We start from the raw sequence: 18,977 nt of genomic DNA, 5'->3' as shown, positions 1-18,977 counted from the left end.
CGGACCACCACCATGGCGTCGCGCTCGCACGAGGAGCGCCCCACGGGCGACTGGGGCCTCCCGCCGGTCCCACCGCGCCGCGTGCCGGTCGGCCTCGACGCCGAGCCCGTGCCCGGGGCGGTGTCGGCGAACGGTGCCTCGACGACCTCGCCGGCGGCGGAGGCCGTGCGCCTGGAGCAGAAGGCGCACCGGCGGCGTTGGCTGGGCCTGCTCGTCCTCGCGTCCTCGCAGCTGCTGATCGTCGTCGACGGCACGATCGTCAACGTCGCGCTGCCGGCCCTCTCCGCCGACCTCGAGCTCGCCTCGGCCGACCGGCAGTGGGTGATCACCGCCTACTCGCTGGCGTTCGGCGGCCTGCTCCTGCTCTGCGGCCGGATCGCCGGCTACCTCGGCCTGCGCCGGACGCTGGTGATCGGGCTCGCCGGCTTCGCCGTGGCCTCCGGCCTCGGCGGGGCCGCGCAGAACCTGGAGACCCTGCTGATCGCGCGCGCGGCCCAGGGCGTGTTCGGCGCGCTGCTCGCCCCGGCGGCCCTCGCGCTGGTCTCCACGACGTTCGTCGACATCCGGGAGCGGGCGAAGGCCTTCGCGGTGTTCGGCGTCGTCGCCGGCGGCGGATCCGCGGTCGGGCTGATCGCGGGCGGCATCCTCACCGAGTACGCCGACTGGCGCTGGACGATGTACGTCAACGTCCCGCTGGCTGCGGTGTCGATTCTCGGCGCTTACCTGTTCCTCGACGAGTTCAGCGGCGAGCACCCGGGCCGGCTCGACCTGATCGGCACCGTGCTCGCCACCGGCGGTCTGGTCACCGTCGTCTACAGCTTCTCCGAGGCCGAGCGGAACGGCTGGACCGAGACCCGCACGCTCTGGCTGCTGTTCATCGGGCTGAGCCTGCTGATCCTGTTCGTCCTCAGTCAGCAGCTCGTCACCAACCCGCTGCTGCCGCTGCGTGTCCTCGGCGACCGGACGCGCGGCGGGTCGAACCTCGCGATCACTCTCGCCGCGCTGAGCATGATCGGCGCCTTCTTCTTCCTGACCTTCTACCTGCAAGGCGTGCTGGAGTTCTCGCCGGTGCGGACCGGCGTCGCGTTCCTGCCGGTCACCGGGGGCGTCATCGTCGCCTCGGCGGTGATCAGCAGCCTGATGCCGAAGGTCGCGCCGCGTCTGCTGATGGGCCTCGGTCTCGTCGGCGCGGCCCTGGCGCTGATCTGGATGTCGCAGATCAGCGCCGACTCCAGCTACGTCGCCGACCTGCTCGCGCCCCTGATGCTTATGGGCGTCGCGATGGGCGCGGTGTTCGTGCCCGCGTTCAACGCCGCGACGCACGGCGTCCCGCCGCGGGACGCCGGGGTCGCCGGCGCCGTCGTCAACGCGACCCAGCAGATCGGCGCGTCCCTCGGCGTCGCGCTGCTCTCGACGGTCGCCGCCAACCGGACCGCGGACCACCTGTCGGGCCGGTCGATCGACCCGCAGACCCTCATCGACGCCCAGGTCGAGGGCTACGCCCGCGCGAGCCTGGTCGCCGGACTGATCCTCGCCGCGGCCGCGCTCGCGGTCGTGCTGCTGGTCAACGTGCACCGGCTCGCCGCCCAGCCCGGGCTGGGCGAGGTCCCGGTGCCGGCGTCCACCGTTCGCCACGAATTCCCCGCCCAGCCGTCCGGCCGGGCTACCATCCCCGCCGTGTTCCTGGAGGCGAGCGACGTGACCGACCCTTCCTACGGTGCGAACGGCAACGGCAACGGCCACCGCCCGGCGCCGCCTGCGACACCGCCGCTGGTGCCCCCGGCGCCCGCTCCGGTCGTCACGAGCGCGACGCACTCCGTGCCGGCGCCGGCCTACGCGCCCCCGGCTCCCACGCCGCAGCCGACGCCGACCTACGCCGTGGCCACGACACCCGCCCCGGGTCCCGGACCGGCCCTGCGGGTGCGGGTGCGACGGGCCGGGGGGACCGGGGCGCCGGCCGACGGCGTGGCCAACGCCGGGGTGACGCTGCTCGACCCGGGCGGCCGTCAGGTGGCCCGGGGCGAGACCGACGCGTCCGGCGTCGCCGACTTCCCGTCGCTCGCCGCCGGCGAGGTGCTGCTCGTCGTCCGGCACGAGGGCTACCTGCCGCAGGCCCGCACCGTGCTGCTGCCCGGCCCGGGCGCGCCGAGCGTCGAGGTCGAGGTCGAGGTCGCCGGGGCGTCCCGGCTCTCCGGCGTCGTGACCAACGCGGCCGGCCGCGGCGTCGAGGGCGCGCTGGTGACGCTGACCAGCCTCGACGGCGCGGTCGCGGCCAGCACCCGCACCGACGCGACCGGCGCGTACGAACTCGTCGATCTCACGATCGTCGACGGGACGCTCGCGGTGTTCGCCGCCGCCTCCCGGCCGGTGGCCGTGCCGGTGACGATCCCGCCCGGCGGTCGGGTCCAGCGCGACGTCGAGGTCCGGGGCAGCGGCGTGATCTCCGGCATCGCCCAGACCCCCGAGGGCTGGCTGATCGCCGACGCGCGGGTCAGCCTGCTCTCCGGCGGCGTCGAGGTCGCGGTCACGCGCACCGACGCCGACGGGGCCTACCGGTTTCCCGACCTGGAGGCCGGCACCTACACGGTGCGCGCCGTCGGTTACCCGCCCGCGGAGGCCGAGGTCGTCGCCGGCGCCGGTGAGACGCCGGTGAGTCCGATCACGCTCGCGCACGAGGACTGAGCGCGGGCGTCCCGACGGGCGTCACCGCCGGCGTCACCGCGCGCGCGGATCGACCACAATGACCGCATGAGCGCATCGGTGGTGTCCGTCAACGTCGGTCGTGTGGTGGACACTCCCGGGAGCCTGCTGGGTCGCACGAGCATCGACCGGCGCGCGGTGCCCGGGCGCATCCGGGCGACGGAGCTGGGTCTGGTCGGCGACGAGGTCGCGGACACCAGGCACCACGGCGGCCGCGACCAGGCCGTCTACGCCTACGAGCGCGAGGATCTCGACCGCTGGGCCGCCGAGCTCGACCGTGAGCTGCACGACGGCAACTTCGGCGAGAACCTGACGACGCGGGGGATCGACCTCGCGGCCGCGGTCATCGGCGAGCGCTGGCGGATCGGCGACGCGGAGTTCGAGGTCTCGTCCCCGCGCACGCCCTGCGGCACCTTCAAGAACCACCTGGGCAATCTGCGCGGCTGGGTGAAGCGATTCACCGCCGACGGCCGCCCGGGTGCATACCTGCGTGTCCTGGTCGAGGGTGAGGTCGGCGCCGGCGACGAGATCGTCGTGCTGCACCGGCCGGAACACGGCGTCACCATCGCCGAGGTGTTCCGCGCGATCACCACCGAGAAGCAGCACCTTCCGGGGTTGCTCGAGGTCCCCGAGCTGCCCGCCAAGGTGCATCGGTGGGCCCGTCAGGCGAGCGCGTCCTGAGACGCGCCGGACCACTGCGCGACCGAACGGTGCGACTGATGGCGCGTCACTGATGGCCGGGCTGCCCCCGGCGGGCGAGCCGGTCCCCGCCGACGGTGCGCTGCCGCCGGCGGCGGTGGCCGGGGTGGGCACGCGGCCGTTCGCGATCTACCTGCACGTCCCGTTCTGTGCGAGCCGCTGCGGCTACTGCGACTTCAACACCTACACCGCGACCGAGCTCGGCCCCGGCGCCTCGCGCGAGGAGTACCCCGAGCACGCCGCGGCGGAGATCCGCTTCGCGGCGGGCGTTCTCGCCGCGCAGGGCGTGGCGCCGCCGCCGGTCTCCACGGTCTTCGTCGGCGGCGGCACTCCCACTCTCCTGACGCCCCGTCAGTTGGGCGGCCTGCTGCAGGTCGTCCGCGACGAGTTCGGCCTCGCCCTGGACGCGGAGGTGACGGTGGAGTCCAACCCGGACAGCGTCGACGCGAAGGCGCTGGAGGGTCTGGTCGACGCCGGGTTCACCCGGATCTCGTTCGGGATGCAGAGCTCCTCGACCCGGGTGCTGCAGATCCTCGACCGCACGCACACCCCGGGTCGGGCGGCCGAGTGCGCCCGCTGGGCCCGCGAGGCCGGGTTCGCCGGCGTCAACCTCGACCTGATCTACGGCACCCCGGGGGAGACCGACGCCGACTGGGAGAACTCGATCGCGGCGGCGCTCGCGGCCGCGCCCGACCACGTGAGCGCCTACGCGCTGATCGTCGAGGACGGCACGCGGCTCGCGGCGCGCGTCCGCCGCGGCGAGCTGCCCGCCCCCGACGACGACGTGCTCGCCGCCCGCTACGAGATCGCCGACGCCGCGTTCGGCGCCGCGGGACTGTCCTGGTACGAGGTCTCGAACTGGGCCACCTCGCCGGCGGCGCGGTGCCGCCACAACGTCCTGTACTGGACCGGCGCGGACTGGTGGGGGATCGGGCCGGGCGCGCACAGCCACGTCGGCGGGGTGCGCTGGTGGAACGTGCGCCACCCGCGGGAGTACGCGGCACGGATCGGCACCGGGGCGAGCCCGGGAGCGGGCCGCGAGGTGCTGTCGGCGGACGAGCGGCACCTGGAGCACGTCCTGCTCGGGATCCGCCTCGTCGAGGGCCTCGCGCTCGCCGACCTGGATCCGGCCGGCCGCCGCGTCGCCGAGCGCGCCGCCGCCGACGGGCTCCTCGACGCCACCGCGCTCGCGGTCGGGCGCGCGGTGCTGACGCTGCGTGGCCGGTTGCTCGCCGACGCGGTCGTCCGTTCGCTGACCGCCTGACGGATCCCGTCCGCGGGGTTATGGTCCCGAGGGTGCCTGCCCCTGCCCCCGACCGGGAACTCGGCGCCGCGCTGATCGCCGCGGCGGCCCGCCGGTTGGACGCGCGCCGGAGCGAGTTCATCGCCGGGATGGTCGACCGGTTCGCCGTGGTGATCCCCCCGCTGCAGCACGACGACGAGATGCAGGCGATGCTGGCCGCGAGCACCGAGGCAAACGTCGCCGTCGCGCTGCACCTGCTGGAGCAGGGGATCGACCCGCACGTCGTCGAGCCGGCCCCGGCGGCCGCGCAGTACGCCCGGCGCCTGGCGCAGCAGGGGATCCCGCTCTCTGCGCTGCTGCGTGCCTACCGGCTCGGGCACGCCGACTTCGTGGAGGCGATGCTTCACGAGATCAGCACCGACCCGGCCGGCAACCCCAGGACGGTCGCGGCCGCGAGCGCCGTCGTGGTGCGCGAGTCCGCGGCGTTCGTGGACTCCGTCTCCGAGCTCGTCGTGCTCGCCTACGAGACCGAGCGGGAGGCGTGGGCCCGCAACGACTCGACGCTGCGCGCCTCGCGGATCCGCGTCCTGCTCGAGGGTGAGGACGTCGAGGTCCGCGCGGCCGAGCGCGCGCTCGGCTACCCGCTCGCGCAGGTGCACGTCGCGGTCGCGGTCTGGTTCGACGAGGGCGGCCCGCTGCGCGGGGACGAGCTGATCCGCCTGGAGCGCTCGTGCGCCGCGGCCGCGACCCTGGTCGGTGGGCAGTACCTGTTCAGCGCGCGGGACGAGGGGAGCGCCACCGTCTGGTTCTCCCGCCCGGGCGACGGGCCCGACGTCGGCAAACTGGCCGACGCCCTCGCCGACGCCGACGGGCCGGCGCCGCGGATCGCCCTCGGCCGGCCCGGTGCCGGCCTCGCCGGGTTCCGGGTCACACACCGGCAGGCGGAGCAGGCCAAGCGCGTCGCGGTCGTCGCGGGTGCGGCGGGCGGGCCGGTCACCGACTTCGCCGACGTCGGCGCGGTCGCGCTGCTCTGCCACGACCTCCCCGCCGCGCGCGCGTTCGTCGCCGACACCCTCGGACCGCTGGCGGCGGACGACGAGAACGCCGAACGGCTGCGCGAGACCCTGCGCGTCTTCCTCGCGACCAACGGCAGCTACACCGCCGCCGCCGAACTGCTGAACCTGCACAAGAACTCGGTCCAGTACCGGATCACCAAGGCCGAGCAGCTCTGCGGCCGGCCACTGCGGGCCGAGCGCTTCGACGTCGAGTTCGCCCTGCGGGCCTGCCACCTCCTCGGTCCGGCCGTGCTGCGGGCGGACTGACCGTCACACCCGCAGGAACGGCGCCGCGACCGGGTAGCGGTACGCCTCGCCGTACCGGGCCGCCATCGCGGCGCGGACCGTGAGCAGGAACCAGCCGACCGTCAGCAGCACGACCAGGACGACCGTCGCACCCGCGGCCCAGTCCGGCCCGCCGTCGTCGCCGACCCGGGACAGCGACGCGGCCCCGATCAGCCCGGCCAGCCCGACCAGCCCGACGGTGAGATTGAAGTTCACCGCCGCGACGGCGTGCGTGCGCACGAACGTCGAGCCGCGGGTCAGCACGCGCAGCGCGATCAGCGGCCCGACGAACCCGAGGCCGATCGCCATGCCGGGGATCGAGGCGACGTGCGCGATCGCCGCCCGGCGTCGTTCGGACTGCGTGGGCACGGTTCAGTCCTCGGCCGCGCCCTCGGCAGCGTCGCCCGTGGTGACGAAGTCGATCAGCTCCTCGACGCGGCCGAGCAGGGCCGGCTCCAGGTCCGTCCAGGTGCGGACGGAGGCGAGGATCCGCTTCCACGCGACGTGGCTCTCGCAGTTCCAGCCGAGGGCGTCGATCACGCCTTCCTTCCACGGGCGGCCGCGGGGTACGTCCGGCCAGGCGTCGATCCGCAGCACCTGGGGGCGGACCGCCTGCCAGATGTCGATGTACGGGTGGCCGACGACGAGCACGTGCGGGTTCCGCACGGCGGCCGCGATCCGGCTCTCCTTGCTGCCCTCGACGAGGTGGTCGACCAGCACGCCGAGCCGGCGGCCCGGGGCGGGCCGGAACTCGGCGACGATCGCGGGCAGGTCGTCCACGCCCTCCAGGTACTCGACGACGACGCCTTCGTGCCGCAGGTCGTCGCCCCAGACCTTCTCGACCAGTTCGGCGTCGTGGCGGCCCTCGACGTAGATCCGGCTGGCCCGGGCGACGCGGGCGCGGGCGCGGGGCACCGCCACCGAGCCGGACGCGGTCCGGGCCGGGACCTTGGCCGCGGCGGGGGCGCTCGGGGGCGTCAGCGTGACCGGCTTGCCGTCGATCAGGAAGCCGGGGCCGAGCGGGAACGTGCGGTGCTTGTCGTGCCGGTCCGCGAGGGTGACCACCCAGCCGCCGGGCATCTTGTCGCAGCGCACCACGGCGCCGCAGAAACCGGTGTCGACCTCCTCGACGACGACGTCCCGGTCGGCCGGGACGGCCGGGACGGCCCGGGGCCGCCGCCAGTTCCCGGCGAGGACGTCGGCGCCGTAGTGGTCGCCGGGCATGTTCGAGCGCATCCGTCAGACGTTAATGGCGATGGGCGAGCAGGTTCGGACGGCGCGCGGCGCGGCTAAACTGTCACTCACCAGGTGAGAGTGCCAACGGTCGAGCTCGATGCGGGGAGGTGCGGCGTGCTGGACGAACGCAAGCTCGCCGTGCTCCGCGCGATCGTGCAGGACTACGTCTCGACCGAGGAGCCCGTGGGCTCGAAGACGCTGGTCGAGCGGCACAACCTCGGCGTCTCCCCGGCCACGATCCGCAACGACATGGCCGTGCTGGAGGAGGAGGGCTACATCGCCCAGCCACACACCAGCGCGGGGCGGGTGCCGACCGACAAGGGCTACCGCCTGTTCGTCGACCGCCTGGCCGGCGTGCGGCCGCTGACCTCGCCCGAGCGGCGGGCGATCCAGCAGTTCCTGGACTCGGCGATCAACCTCGACGACGTCGTCGACCGCACCGTGCGGCTGCTCGCGCAGCTCACGCGGCAGGTCGCGGTGGTCCAGTACCCGTCGCTGTCGACGGCCACGGTGCGGCACCTCGAGGTGCTCTCCACGGGTCCGGGCCGCGTGATGCTGGTGCTGATCACCGACACCGGGCGGGTCGAGCAGCGCGTCGTCGACGTCCCCGTCGTGACCAGTGAGGACCTGCTGCCGGACCTGCGGGCCCGCCTCAACGCCGTGCTGGACGGCCAGCGGCTGTCCCAGGCCGCGGACGCGGTGACCCTGCTCGGGCAGAACTGGCCGGCGCCGCCGGGGAGCGTGGACGGCACGGTCGTCGGGACCGTCATCGCGGCGCTGCGCGAGATGATCGACGACAGTCACGACCAGCGCGTCGTGATGGCCGGTGCGGCGAACCTCACGCGCGCCGGGCAGGACTTCACCGACTCGCTCGGCGTCGTCCTCGAGGCGTTGGAGGAGCAGGTCGTGCTGATGCGCCTGCTGCACCAGGCGAACTCCCCGGACGTCAGCGTGCGGATCGGGCACGAGAACAGCTTGGAGAGCCTGGCCGGTACCTCGGTCGTCGCCTCCGGGTACGGTCACCGCGAGGTCGTCGCCCGGCTGGGCGTGATCGGGCCGACCCGGATGGACTACCCGGGCACGATGGGTGCGGTGCGCGCCGTGGCGCGCTACGTCGGCCACATCCTCTCCGACGAGAAGTAGGACGGGCGGACAACCACAGTGGCGGACTACTACGGCGTCCTCGGCGTGTCCCGGGACGCCGGGCCGGACGAGATCAAGAAGGCGTACCGGAAGCTCGCGCGCGAGCTGCACCCGGACGTCAACTCCGCGCCCGACGCCGCGGATCGTTTCAAGGAGGTCACGGCCGCCTACGAGGTGCTGTCCGACCCGAAGAAGCGTCAGATGTACGACCTCGGCGGGGACCCGCTGCAGCCCGGCGGGGGCGGCGGCAACCCGTTCGGGGGTGCCGGCTTCGGCTTCGGCGACATCATGGACGCCTTCTTCGGCGGCGGGCAGACCCGCGGCCCGCGCAGCCGCGTGCAGCGCGGCCAGGACGCCCTGCTGCGCCTGGAGATTCCGCTCGCGGACGCCGCCTTCGGCACCACCCGCGAGCTCACGCTCGACACCGCCGTCGTCTGCAACCGCTGCGGCGGCGACGGCTGCGCGCCCGGTTCGGAGCCGGTGACGTGCGACATCTGCCACGGCCGCGGTGAGATCTCCAGCGTCCAGCGTTCGTTCCTCGGCCAGGTCATGACGTCGCGGCCGTGCAACCAGTGCCGCGGCTACGGCACGGTGATCCCGTCGCCTTGCCCCGAGTGCGCGGGCGAGGGGCGCGTGCGCAGCCGGCGGACGCTCAAGGTGAAGATCCCCGCGGGCGTCGACACGGGGACGCGAATCCAGCTCTCCGGCGAGGGCGAGGTCGGCCCCGGCGGCGGCCCGCCCGGGGACCTGTACGTCGAGATCATCGAGGCGCCGCACCCGCACTTCACGCGGCAGGGCGACGACCTGCACGTCGAGGTCCGGCTCCCGATGACGGCCGCGGCGCTCGGCGCCTCGCTGCCGATCGAGACGCTCGACGGGCCGTTCCAGCTGCACGTGAAGCCGGGCACCCAGTCCGGGCATCTCGAGCGTGTGCCGGCCCGCGGCGTCCCGCACCTGCGGGGCTCGGGGCGCGGTGACCTGATCGTGCACATCGAGGTCGTGACGCCGACCAAGCTCGACGCCGAGCAGGAGAAGTTGCTCCGGGAGCTCGCCCGTCTCCGCGGCGAGGAGCACCCGACCGGCGACCTGTCCACCGGGCAGCCCAACGTCTTCTCGAAGATCCGCGACATCTTCGGCGGACGTTGATCCGGCGGTGACGGCGCCGCTGTTCTTCGTCGACCCGGGACAGCTCGGGGCCGACGAGGTCGTGCTCGGCGGGGCCGAGGGGCGGCACGCGGCGAAGGTCCGGCGGCTGCGGGTCGGCGAGGAGGTCGACCTCGCCGACGGCACCGGCGGGCTGGCGCACTGCGTGGTCGCGGCGGTGGTGGGGGAGACGCTGACCCTGCAGGTGCGCGAGCTGACCGAGGCGCCGCCCGCGGAGCCGTCGTTCACGGTCGTGCAGGCGCTGCCCAAGGGCGACCGGGGTGAGCTGGCGGTCGAGGTGCTCACCGAGGTCGGGGTCGACGAGATCGTGCCGTGGTCCGCGGCCCGGTGCGTGACGCAGTGGACCGGCGCCCGCGGGGAACGCTCCGCGCTGCGCTGGGCCGCGCACGCCCGCGAGGCGGCCAAGCAGGCTCGGCGGCCGCGCATCCCCACGGTGTCGCCGCTCGCCAGCACCGCCCAGGTGGCGCGCCGGCTGTCGGAGGCGGCGCTCGCGCTGGTCTTGCATGAGGGTGCGTCAGATCCGCTCGCGACCGTGATGCTTCCCTCGGCGGGGGAGGTCGTGCTCGTCGTCGGGCCTGAGGGTGGGATCGACAACCACGAGCTCGCGGCCTTCGCGGCCGCCGGGGCCCACGCGTCGCGGCTCGGGCCGGAGGTGCTGCGCACCTCGACGGCCGGGGTCGCGGCCCTGTCGGCCTTGCTGGCTCGAACCACCCGCTGGGCCTGACCCACCGTCTGCTGATCGACCGTCACTGTTCGTCACGGCGGTCCCGGAACCCGCTTCGCCGATCCGTCCGGATCCCGCCCGATTCGTCCGGGCCAACGGGGTGGTCGCACGCAAAGCGGGACCCAAATCGCCTGCGCGTCAAGGGTGCAGTCGTCACGATGTGTGTGCGGGACCGATCGGGGGGATCGGGCCCACAGCATCCGGGGGGATCGATGAGCGCTCGACGTGTGACGTCGTACCGCCTGCTCCTGGTGCGCTCCGCGCTCGGACGTCTGGCCCGTGCACTCGGTTACTACGCAGTCGCGGCCCGGGCTCAGATCCGCGCGTGGCGCACCTCGTACCACGTCCAGATGTTCGGGTACCGGATCCGCGCGGGGCTCGCCGCCGCCGGCCGGGTCGCGGGCCGCATCCCGCGTCAGATCCTCGCGGGCCTGGCGCTGGTCGCCTGGTTCTTCAAGGAGCTGCCGGCCTACGTCGGACGCGTCATCTCCGAACGCCGCGAGGACCGCGCCGAGCTCCGCGCCGAACGTCGCATCGCCGTCGCCCACGTCCGGGCCGAGCGCGCCGAGCGGCGCGCGGCCCGTGCCGAGCGGCGCGCCCGCCGTCGGGCCGAGGCCGCGGAGATCAAGGCCGCCCGCGGCTCCCGTCCGAACGCCCTGCCGGTCCCGGCCTGGCTCTCCCGCGCCGAGAGCGCCGAGAACGCTCCCCGGCCGGCCCGCCGCGTCCCCGTCCCGCGCCGCGCGATCGTCGCCGCCGCGCTGACGATGGCCGCCGCCGTTCCCGCCTACTCCGTCGTCTCCGGCTCGCTCGGCTCCGACGAGCAGCCCCGCCTCCCCGACGCCGCCGCCGCGCCCGCCGTGACCGGCGGTCCGGCGGCTCCGGCCCCGGCCGCGGAGCCGACCGTTGCTCCGGCCCCGAGCCCGCCCGGCGCCCCGGCGCTCCCGGGGGTCCCGGCGGTCGGCGTCGGCCCCGCCGCGCCCGCGCCGGTCCCGACCGGCGACACCGGCGAGTTCGCCCGAACCCTGACGGTCCTCCCCACACCCGCCCCGGCGATCCCGGCCCCGCGCCTGCGCGTCGCCTCGACCCCGGACGGCTCGGTCCCGCTCGACAGCGCCGCCGTCGTCGGCTCCCTCACCCGCCCCCTGACCCCGGCCCAGGCCGCCGAGGCCCAGCGGCAGGCGACGTGGGAGAAGAAGATGACCCGCGCCCCCCGCGCCGCCAAGCCCGTCGGCAAGTAGCCGCCCCGGGCACCCGCCGTCTTCTCCAGCCTGGCGCGCCTATTCCGCACCCGGGATGGGCGCGGCGCGCCGGAGAAGACGGGCCTCGCGAGCCCGGCACCCTCGGCGCCTGGGCGGCGAGGCGGCAGCCGCAGCTCGGCCTCGTCGCCGCCTGCGAAACCCCCGTGGATCAGCCGATCTTGCTGCCGGGCGGGGGAGGGGTCGGGGTGGTGGTCGGGGTCCCGGGGGTCGGGGTGGGGGTCGCCGGGGTGGAAGGGGTCGGCGAGGGGGTCGGGGTCGGCTGGACCGCCCCGGGCGGGGTGGAGATCGTGATCCAGATCGAGTCCGAGGCGAGCTTGGTCTCGCCGTCCGCGGCGGAGAGCGTGTAGGCGTCGATCCGGTAGTTGCCCGGGTCGAGGGCGAAGGTGACCTGCCAGTCGCCGAGCTCCGGGGCGCCCTGGGTCGCCTGGACGTGGGCCCGCTTGAGCACGTTGCCGTTCTGCGAGACGTCGACGGTGACGCTGGCCTCGAACACGCGCGCCTGCCCGGCGACGGTCAGCGGGCTGGAGTAGCTGCGGCCCGACAGCGGGGCGAGGATCGCGACGTAGTTGCTCTGACCGTCGTCGACCGGGATGCCCGAGTCGTCGCGGTTGCGCTCCTGCTCCTCGGTGACCGGCGCGATGAACGCCGAGTTCTCCGGCGACTCGATGACGCCCTCGGTGACCTCGGGGTCCTCGCCCCCTTCGGCGCCGATGGGCGGCCCCGGGTCTTCGGGCACGTAGCGCTCCGCGTCGGCCTGCTCGTTGGTGATGACCGGGCCGTCGAAGGGCTGGACCGCGACCGGGTCCGGGGCCCGCTCGACGACGTTGACGTCCCGGCCCCCGTCGTCGCCGGTGACCTGCAGGCCGATGGCGGTGCCGGCCACCAGGGCGACGACGAGCGTGCCGCCGGCCAGCGCGGGGCGGGCGGCGGCGGAGGTGAACCAGCCGAGGACGCCGCGGCGGGCCTCGGTGCGGGCGCGGATCTTGGCCAGGCCGTCCCCGACCGGGTGGACGCGGTCGGCCTCCGCGCGTAGGGCGCGGGCCAGGATGGCCTCGAGGTCCTCGGGCGGCTCGGGCCGGCCGAACCGGCTGCCGTAGTCGCTCATGACGTCTGCTCCGCTTCCAGCATCGCTCGCAACGCTGCCATGCCCCGGTGGGTGTGGCTCTTCACCGCGCCCTTGGACACCTTCATCGCCGCAGCGATGTCGGCCTCGGACAGGTCTCCGTAGTAGCGCAGGACGAGCGCCTCGCGCTGCCGCTCCGGCAGCTTGCGGAGGGCAGCCATCACGCGGTCGCCCTCCAGGCGGGCGAGCGCGCCGTGCTCGGCGCTCGGCATGTCGGGACCGGGCGTCGGGGCGTACTTGTCGGCGACGACGCGGCGGCGCAGGACCGACCGGGACCGGTTGACCACCGTCTGGCGGAGGTACGCCAGGGCCTTGTCCTGGTCCTGGATCCGTCGCCACGCACCGTGCATGGCGACGAAGGCGTCCTGGACGACCTCCTCGGCCTGCATCGAGTCGCGCAGGAGGAGGGCGGACAAACGGACGAGGGAGCGGTAGTGCTCGGAGTACAGCGCGGTGACGGCCTCGTCGGCGTCCCACCGGGCGCCGGCGGCCCCCAGCTCCGCGACCATGACTGTCATACCCCCAAGACGCCGGACTGGCTGGATAGGTTTACCCGGTGACCAGCTCAGCGCCCGAACCGGATTGTCTGTTCTGCAAGATCGTCGCCGGAGAGATCCCGGCAACAATAGTCGCGGAGACCGCCGACACCGTCGCTTTCCGTGACATCAACCCACAGGCGCCGACGCACGTGCTGGTGATCCCCCGGGAGCACCACCGTGACGTGGCCGTGATGGCCGAGCAGAACCCCGCCCTCGCGGGCCGACTGCTCGCCGACGTGGCCGCCGTGGCCCAGCAGGAGGGGCTGCCCGGCTTCCGCCTGGTGTTCAACACCGGCGCCGAGGCCCAGCAGACGGTCTTCCACGTCCACGCGCACGTGATCGGCGGCCGTGAGCTGACCTGGCCGCCGGGCTGACGCCGGCCCGACGACGGCCGGGTGTGCCCAGTGCACACCCGCGGGCGGGAACGGGGGACGGCTGACCGTCGCTCGCCGGTCGTGACGCGCGTCACGCTGCGGGCATGGCTGCCCCCGCCCTTCCCGAGCTCGACGCCCCCGATCTCGACACCATCGACCTGTCGCTGCCGGCGGTCTTCGCCGACGGTCCGCCGCACGAGCTGTTCGCGCGGCTGCGCGCCCACGCCCCGGTGCACCGCAACCACAGCCGGAACCCCCACGTCGGGGACTTCTGGTCGATCACGCGTGCCGCCGACATCGAGATGATCAGCAAGCACGCCACGCTGTTCTCCGCACACGAGCGGGGCATCTGGATGCGGTCCGACGCCGCCGGCGGGCTAAACCTGATGCGCAACATGGTCATCTTCAAGGACCCGCCCGACCACACGCGCTACCGGAAGCTGGTCCAGGTCGCGTTCACCCCGCGGACGATCGCGCACCTGGAGGACTACGTCCGCGCGCGGGTCGCCACGATCCTCGACCGGGCGGCCGCGACCGGCTCGATGGACCTGGTGAAGGACCTGTCGCTGCCGGTGCCGCTCGCCGTCATCACGGACCTGCTCGGCGCCCCCGCCTCCGACGTCGACAAGCTGGCGGACTGGACCGCGCGGCTGGACACCGGCGTCGATGCGCCCGAGCTCGGCATCTGCCTCGAAGCGATGATGGAGATGGGCGGGTACCTCGAAGAGCTGATCCTGGGTCAGATCAAGGGCGACTCGCTGGTCGGCCTGCTCGCCCGGGCCGAGGTCGACGGCGACCGGCTCACCGAGGAAGAACTGATGATGTTCTTCGCCATCCTCGTCTTCGCCGGCAACGACACCACGCGCAATGCGACCTCCGCCGGGGTGCTCGCCCTGACCGAGCACCCCGACCAGCTGCAGGCGCTGGCCGCCGACCCGTCGCGGATCCCCAACGCGGTCGAGGAGATCCTGCGCTGGAGCACGCCGCTGAACTACTTCGCGCGCACCGCGCTGGAGGACACCGAGATCCGCGGGGTGCCCATCGCGGCGGGCGACCTGCTGCTGATGTGGTACGCCTCGGGCAGTCGGGACGAGGAGGTCCTGCCGGGCGCGGACCGCTTCGACGTCCTCCGGCCGGTCGAGTACCACCAGGCCTTCGGGGGCGGTGGACGGCACTTCTGCCTCGGCGCCGGACTGGCCCGCCTCGAGCTGAAGGTCATCTTCGAGGAGTTCACCCGCCGCGTCCGGGACCCCCGTCTGTCGGGTCCCGTTGTGCGGCACTGCACGACCTGGGTGAACGGTTACGACTCGATCCCGCTGACCTTCACTCCGGCGTAGCGGGGCCTGCCAGAACCGCCGCCCCGTAGTGCTCGGCGACGGCGAGCGCGAGCGCGAGCCCGGACCGGTCCTCGTCCAGGGGCCGGCCCCGCAGCCGGGCCGCCAGCTCGAGCCGCTGCTGGATCGTGTTGCGGTGGTAGTTCAGCTCGCGCGCGACGGCGCGGGCGTTGGCTCCGCCGTCGCAGTAGTTCCGCAGCGTCGCGCGCAGCCGCTCCGCCCGCTCCCCGGGCAGCGCGAGGTCGCCGAGCTGCGCGGCGACGAACCGGCGCAGGGCGTCCACGTCGTCGGTGAGGACGGCAAGGGTGGCGACGTCCGCGAAGCGGGTGACGCCGACGGGCACCGCCGCCGCGGACGCGATCGTCTGCGCGCGCAGCGCCTCGGTGTGGCTGCTGCGGAACCCCGCGGGCCCGGGAGCGGGGGTGCCGGTCGCGATCCGGAATCCCTCCCGGGGCGCGGGCAGGTCGCCGTCCAGCCACCCCGCCCCGGCCGGGGCGCTGAGCCAGCCCCACGTCGTCGTCGAGTCGACCGGGACCAGCAGCGGCGCGCACCCGGCGGCGGCGTCCGCCCACTCGCGGGCGGCGGCCTCCAGCCCGCCGACGTCCCGGCCGGTGAAGCGGACGCCGGACCAGCAGACGAACGCCACGTGGGTCCGCTGAAGCGGGTGACCCAGGCGCCGGGACAGCTCGTCCTCGGACCCGCTCGCCCGGCCCTCCAGCACCGCGAGCACGTCGTCGCGCTGGCGCCAGGACGCCCCGCGGAGCCGCGCCTCGCGCTCGACCGCGTGGGTGTGGACGGTGACCTCCATGCCGGCGGTCACGTACTCCAGCAGGACCTCCGCGCACAGCGCGACGACGGCCGCCCGGGCCTCGGGGTCCGCGACGTCGGTCTCGATCCGCTGCTGCCAGAGCTGCCAGAGCCGCTGGTGCCCCCGCTGGTAGGACCGCAGGATCGCGCCGACCGAGACGTCCCAGTGCGCGCAGTCCCGCGCGAACGGGGCGGTGATGGCGGCGAGCTCGACCGGCTGCGGGCTCCCGGCGGCGACCAGCGCTGCCGTGATCGCCGCGACGTGCTCGTCGACCATCTGCTGCGTCTGGCGGGCGATGACGGGCACCGCGGTCAGCTCCGGGACGCCGGGCAGGACCTCCCGGTGAAGCATCGCGGCCGTGTCTCGGTCGCCCGGGGCGTGGCGGCGGGCCACCTCCGAGAGCAGCTGCGTGACCTTCGGACGGTCCACGGTCGCAGCCTAGGCCGCGCGGGCGCGTAGCATGGCGCCGATGGCCGAGAGCGCAACCGCCGAGCACACGATCGTCGTACCCCCCAGCGTTCCGATGGTGGGTCTGCTCGGGTCCGGAGACGAGTACCTGCGGGTGATCGAACGCTCCTTCCCGGCGGTGGACTTCCTCGCCCGCGGGAACGAGATCCGCGTCCAGGGTCCCCAGCCCGAGGTCGCCCTGGCCGAGCGCCTGTTCGACGAGCTCGTCGTGGTGCTGCGCACCGGCGCCCCGCTGTCCGCGGACTCGGTCCGCCGGTCGGTGGAGATGCTGCGCGCCGACACGCTCACCCGGCCCGCGGACGTGCTCACCGCCGACATCCTGTCCAACCGCGGCCGCGCGATCCGGCCCAAGACGCTCAATCAGAAGCGCTACGTCGACGCGATCGACCGGCACACGATCACGTTCGGGATCGGCCCGGCCGGCACCGGGAAGACGTACCTGGCCGTCGCCAAGGCCGTCCAGGCGCTACAGACCAAGCAGGTCGACCGGATCATCCTGACCCGCCCGGCCGTCGAGGCGGGGGAGCGGCTCGGGTTCCTGCCCGGCACCCTCTACGAGAAGATCGACCCGTACCTGCGGCCGCTCTACGACGCGCTGCGGGACATGATGGACCCGGAGGCGGTCCCGCGCCTGCTGACCGACGGGGTCATCGAGGTCGCGCCGCTCGCCTTCATGCGCGGCCGGTCCCTGAACTCGGCCTTCATCATCCTCGACGAGGCGCAGAACACCTCGCCCGAGCAGATGAAGATGTTCCTCACCCGGCTCGGCTTCGACTCGAAGATCGTCGTCACCGGCGACATCACGCAGGTCGACCTCCCCGGTGGCACGCAGAGCGGCCTGCGCCAGGTGCAGCAGATCCTCGAGAATGTCGACGACGTCTCCTTCTGCTTCCTGCAGAGCACGGACGTCGTGCGGCACCGACTGGTCTCCGACATCGTCGAGGCCTACGGGCGCTGGGACGCGACCCAGACGCCGGCGCCGAACGTCGGTCGCAACCGCGGGCGACGGTGACGGGTCATCAGATGAACGTCGACATCTGCAACGAGTCGGGCGTCGAGGTCGACACCGACGCCTTGCTCGATCTGGTCCGCCACGTCCTGGACGAGATGCGCATCCACCCGCAGGCCGAGCTCTCGGTGCTGCTGGTCGACACCGCGACCATGGAGAAGCTGCACCTGCAGTGGATGGACGAGCCCGGTCCCACCGACGTCCTCGCCTTCCCGATGGACGAGCTACGCCCGGGTCGTCGCGACAACCCGGAGGCCGACCCCGGTCTGCTGGGCGACGTCGTGCTCTGCCCCGAGGTGGCGGCGAACCAGGCCCGGGTCGCCGGCCACTCGACCGAGGCCGAGCTGCAGTTGCTCTGCACCCACGGCATGCTCCACCTGCTCGGGTACGACCACGCCGACCCCGCGGAGGAGAAGGAGATGTTCGACGAGCAACGACGTCTGCTCGCCGCGTGGCAGTCACGGCGCCGGCAGGGCTAGGCGGCGACTTCCTCCATGGGCTCCGACCTCTCGCTGATCCTCCTCGCCGTCACGCTGGTGGCGGTGGCCGGTGCGTTCGCGGCGATGGAGGCGTCGATCTCGCGGCTGTCCCGCTCGAAGGTCGACGAGCTCGCCCGCAGCGGCCGCCGCCTCGGCGTGAAGCTGCGCGAGATCGCCGACGACACCCCGCGCTACCTCAACATCGCCCTGCTCCTGCGCCTGATCTGCGAGCTGATGGCGACGGCCCTGGTGGCCGTCGTCGCGCTCGGGGAGATCGACAACAAGTGGGGCGCGGTCGGCCTGACCGCGGGCGTGATGGTCGTCGTGTCCTACGTGGTCGTCGGCGTCTCTCCGCGGACCGTGGGACGCCAGCACGCGGGCGCGGTCGGGCTCGTCGCCGCGGCGGTCCTGCCCCCGCTCGCCACGGCGCTGGGCCCGCTGCCGAAGGGCCTGATCCTCCTCGGCAACGCCGTCACCCCCGGCAAGGGCTTCCGCGAGGGCCCGTTCGCTTCCGAGGCCGAGCTGCGCGACCTCGTCGACCTCGCTGCCGAGGAGTCGATGGTCATCGAGGACGACGAGCGCCGCATGGTGCACTCGGTCTTCGAACTCGGCGACACGATCGTGCGCGAGGTCATGGTCCCGCGCACCGAGATGGTCTTCATCGAGCAGACGAAGACACTGCGCCAGGCCCTCTCGCTCGCCCTGCGCAGCGGGTTCTCGCGCATCCCGGTCGTCGGGGAGGGCGAGGACGACATCGTCGGCGTCGTCTACCTCAAGGACGTCGTCCGCCGCGTGCACTGGGATCGCGACGCCGAGTCGCTGCCGGTCTCCAACGTCATGCGGCAGGCGATCTTCGTGCCCGACTCGAAGGCCGTCGACGCGCTGCTCAAGGAGATGCAGCTGACGCAGTCTCACATCGCGATCCTCGTCGACGAGTACGGCGGCACCGCCGGGCTCGTGACGATGGAGGACCTCGTCGAGGAGATCGTCGGCGAGATCGCCGACGAGTACGACCGCGAGCGCCCGCCGGTCGAGCGACTGGACGACGGCGCGGTGCGCGTGATCGCCCGGCTCCCGGTCGAGGAGCTCGGCGAGGTCTTCGAGCGGGAGATCGCCGACGACGAGGTCGAGACCGTCGGTGGCCTGCTCGCCAAGCACCTCGGCCGCGTCCCGATCCCCGGGGCCGAGGTGGTCGTCGAGGGCCTGCGCCTCCACGCGGAGAGCGTCGGCGGGCGCCGGAACCGCATCACCACGGTGCTGGTCACCGTCGAGCCCGAACCCGACCCCGAGGGGTCCGACGAGGGCGCCGCCGTCGCCGAGCACGAGCACGCCTGA

18 protein-coding genes are annotated in these 18,977 nt (G+C 73.9%); 13 read left to right on the top strand and 5 right to left on the bottom strand.

The window, feature by feature from the left end; translation table 11 throughout:
* Positions 1-12 precede the first annotated feature (12 nt).
* The 4 genes from SPOPO_RS33995 to SPOPO_RS0124995 all read left to right on the top strand — a co-directional run bounded on the left by SPOPO_RS33995 (position 13) and on the right by SPOPO_RS0124995 (position 5,964).
* Positions 13-2,682, top strand: a complete 2,670-nt coding sequence (locus SPOPO_RS33995; RefSeq protein ID WP_019877931.1) for an MFS transporter — start codon at positions 13-15, stop codon at positions 2,680-2,682.
* A 66-nt stretch (positions 2,683-2,748) separates the two neighbouring features.
* A complete protein-coding gene (locus SPOPO_RS0125005; RefSeq protein ID WP_033385188.1) occupies positions 2,749-3,381 on the top strand; it encodes an MOSC domain-containing protein in 633 nt (210 codons plus the stop codon).
* A 52-nt stretch (positions 3,382-3,433) separates the two neighbouring features.
* A complete protein-coding gene (hemW, locus tag SPOPO_RS0125000; protein WP_019877929.1) occupies positions 3,434-4,663 on the top strand; it encodes a radical SAM family heme chaperone HemW in 1,230 nt (409 codons plus the stop codon).
* A gap of 32 nt (positions 4,664-4,695) precedes the next feature.
* Positions 4,696-5,964 (top strand): PucR family transcriptional regulator, encoded by a 1,269-nt coding sequence (locus tag SPOPO_RS0124995; RefSeq protein ID WP_019877928.1) that lies wholly within the window; start codon positions 4,696-4,698, stop codon positions 5,962-5,964.
* Between the two features lie 3 nt (positions 5,965-5,967).
* On the opposite strand, the gene SPOPO_RS31550 is transcribed toward SPOPO_RS0124995, so the two are convergent.
* On the bottom strand, positions 5,968-6,351 hold the full coding sequence (locus SPOPO_RS31550) for a DUF4870 domain-containing protein (RefSeq protein ID WP_019877927.1): 384 nt from the start codon (positions 6,349-6,351) through the stop codon (positions 5,968-5,970).
* A 3-nt stretch (positions 6,352-6,354) separates the two neighbouring features.
* Complete coding sequence (locus SPOPO_RS31545; protein WP_211210960.1) at positions 6,355-7,218, bottom strand: DUF3097 domain-containing protein; 864 nt, start codon at positions 7,216-7,218, stop codon at positions 6,355-6,357.
* Positions 7,219-7,332: 114 nt separating this feature from the next.
* On the opposite strand from SPOPO_RS31545, the gene hrcA reads away from it, so the two are divergent.
* The 4 genes from hrcA (at position 7,333) to SPOPO_RS0124965 (ending at position 11,487) form a co-directional block, all read left to right on the top strand.
* On the top strand, positions 7,333-8,361 hold the full coding sequence (gene hrcA, locus SPOPO_RS0124980; protein ID WP_019877924.1) for a heat-inducible transcriptional repressor HrcA: 1,029 nt from the start codon (positions 7,333-7,335) through the stop codon (positions 8,359-8,361).
* An 18-nt stretch (positions 8,362-8,379) separates the two neighbouring features.
* On the top strand, positions 8,380-9,507 hold the full coding sequence (gene dnaJ / locus SPOPO_RS0124975) for a molecular chaperone DnaJ (RefSeq protein ID WP_019877923.1): 1,128 nt from the start codon (positions 8,380-8,382) through the stop codon (positions 9,505-9,507).
* Between the two features lie 7 nt (positions 9,508-9,514).
* Positions 9,515-10,249: a 16S rRNA (uracil(1498)-N(3))-methyltransferase gene (locus SPOPO_RS0124970; RefSeq protein ID WP_019877922.1), complete on the top strand. Its 735-nt coding sequence runs from the start codon at positions 9,515-9,517 to the stop codon at positions 10,247-10,249.
* Positions 10,250-10,461: 212 nt separating this feature from the next.
* Positions 10,462-11,487, top strand: coding sequence for a hypothetical protein (locus SPOPO_RS0124965; protein ID WP_156870227.1), 1,026 nt, complete (start codon positions 10,462-10,464; stop codon positions 11,485-11,487).
* A 169-nt stretch (positions 11,488-11,656) separates the two neighbouring features.
* Here SPOPO_RS0124965 and SPOPO_RS0124960 read toward each other — a convergent pair whose 3' ends face one another.
* Together SPOPO_RS0124960 and SPOPO_RS0124955 are read right to left on the bottom strand one after the other, a co-directional pair.
* A complete protein-coding gene (locus SPOPO_RS0124960) occupies positions 11,657-12,613 on the bottom strand; it encodes a Gmad2 immunoglobulin-like domain-containing protein (protein WP_019877920.1) in 957 nt (318 codons plus the stop codon).
* The gene (locus SPOPO_RS0124955; protein ID WP_019877919.1) at positions 12,610-13,140 is read right to left on the bottom strand and encodes a SigE family RNA polymerase sigma factor; all 531 of its coding nucleotides are present in this window, start codon (positions 13,138-13,140) and stop codon (positions 12,610-12,612) included. The genes SPOPO_RS0124960 and SPOPO_RS0124955 overlap by 4 nt, the downstream gene beginning before the upstream one ends.
* 47 nt (positions 13,141-13,187) lie before the next feature.
* Here SPOPO_RS0124955 and SPOPO_RS0124950 point away from each other — a divergent pair, with 47 nt between their 5' ends.
* Both SPOPO_RS0124950 and SPOPO_RS0124945 read left to right on the top strand, forming a co-directional pair.
* Positions 13,188-13,544 carry a histidine triad nucleotide-binding protein gene (locus SPOPO_RS0124950; RefSeq protein WP_019877917.1) on the top strand — a complete coding sequence of 119 codons (357 nt, stop codon included), beginning with the start codon at positions 13,188-13,190 and terminating at the stop codon, positions 13,542-13,544.
* A 104-nt stretch (positions 13,545-13,648) separates the two neighbouring features.
* A complete protein-coding gene (locus SPOPO_RS0124945) occupies positions 13,649-14,881 on the top strand; it encodes a cytochrome P450 (protein WP_019877916.1) in 1,233 nt (410 codons plus the stop codon).
* Here the strand turns inward: SPOPO_RS0124945 and SPOPO_RS0124940 are convergent.
* The gene (locus SPOPO_RS0124940) at positions 14,868-16,115 is read right to left on the bottom strand and encodes a PucR family transcriptional regulator (protein WP_019877915.1); all 1,248 of its coding nucleotides are present in this window, start codon (positions 16,113-16,115) and stop codon (positions 14,868-14,870) included. The two genes, SPOPO_RS0124945 and SPOPO_RS0124940, sit on opposite strands and share 14 nt — an antisense overlap.
* A gap of 40 nt (positions 16,116-16,155) precedes the next feature.
* Here SPOPO_RS0124940 and SPOPO_RS0124935 point away from each other — a divergent pair, with 40 nt between their 5' ends.
* The 3 genes from SPOPO_RS0124935 to SPOPO_RS0124925 are packed head-to-tail and all read left to right on the top strand — an operon-like array spanning position 16,156 to position 18,977.
* On the top strand, positions 16,156-17,166 hold the full coding sequence (locus SPOPO_RS0124935; RefSeq protein ID WP_033387350.1) for a PhoH family protein: 1,011 nt from the start codon (positions 16,156-16,158) through the stop codon (positions 17,164-17,166).
* Positions 17,167-17,177: 11 nt separating this feature from the next.
* A complete protein-coding gene (gene ybeY / locus SPOPO_RS0124930; protein WP_019877913.1) occupies positions 17,178-17,642 on the top strand; it encodes an rRNA maturation RNase YbeY in 465 nt (154 codons plus the stop codon).
* 15 nt (positions 17,643-17,657) lie between these two features.
* Entirely contained in the window at positions 17,658-18,977 is a 1,320-nt protein-coding gene (locus SPOPO_RS0124925) for a hemolysin family protein (RefSeq protein ID WP_019877912.1), read from the top strand.

Origin of the sequence: Sporichthya polymorpha DSM 43042, assembly GCF_000384115.1 — a bacterium.
GTDB lineage: Bacteria > Actinomycetota > Actinomycetes > Sporichthyales > Sporichthyaceae > Sporichthya > Sporichthya polymorpha.
Note: the sequence above shows the minus strand (reverse complement) of the source record. Positions and strands in the feature narration are given on the sequence as shown.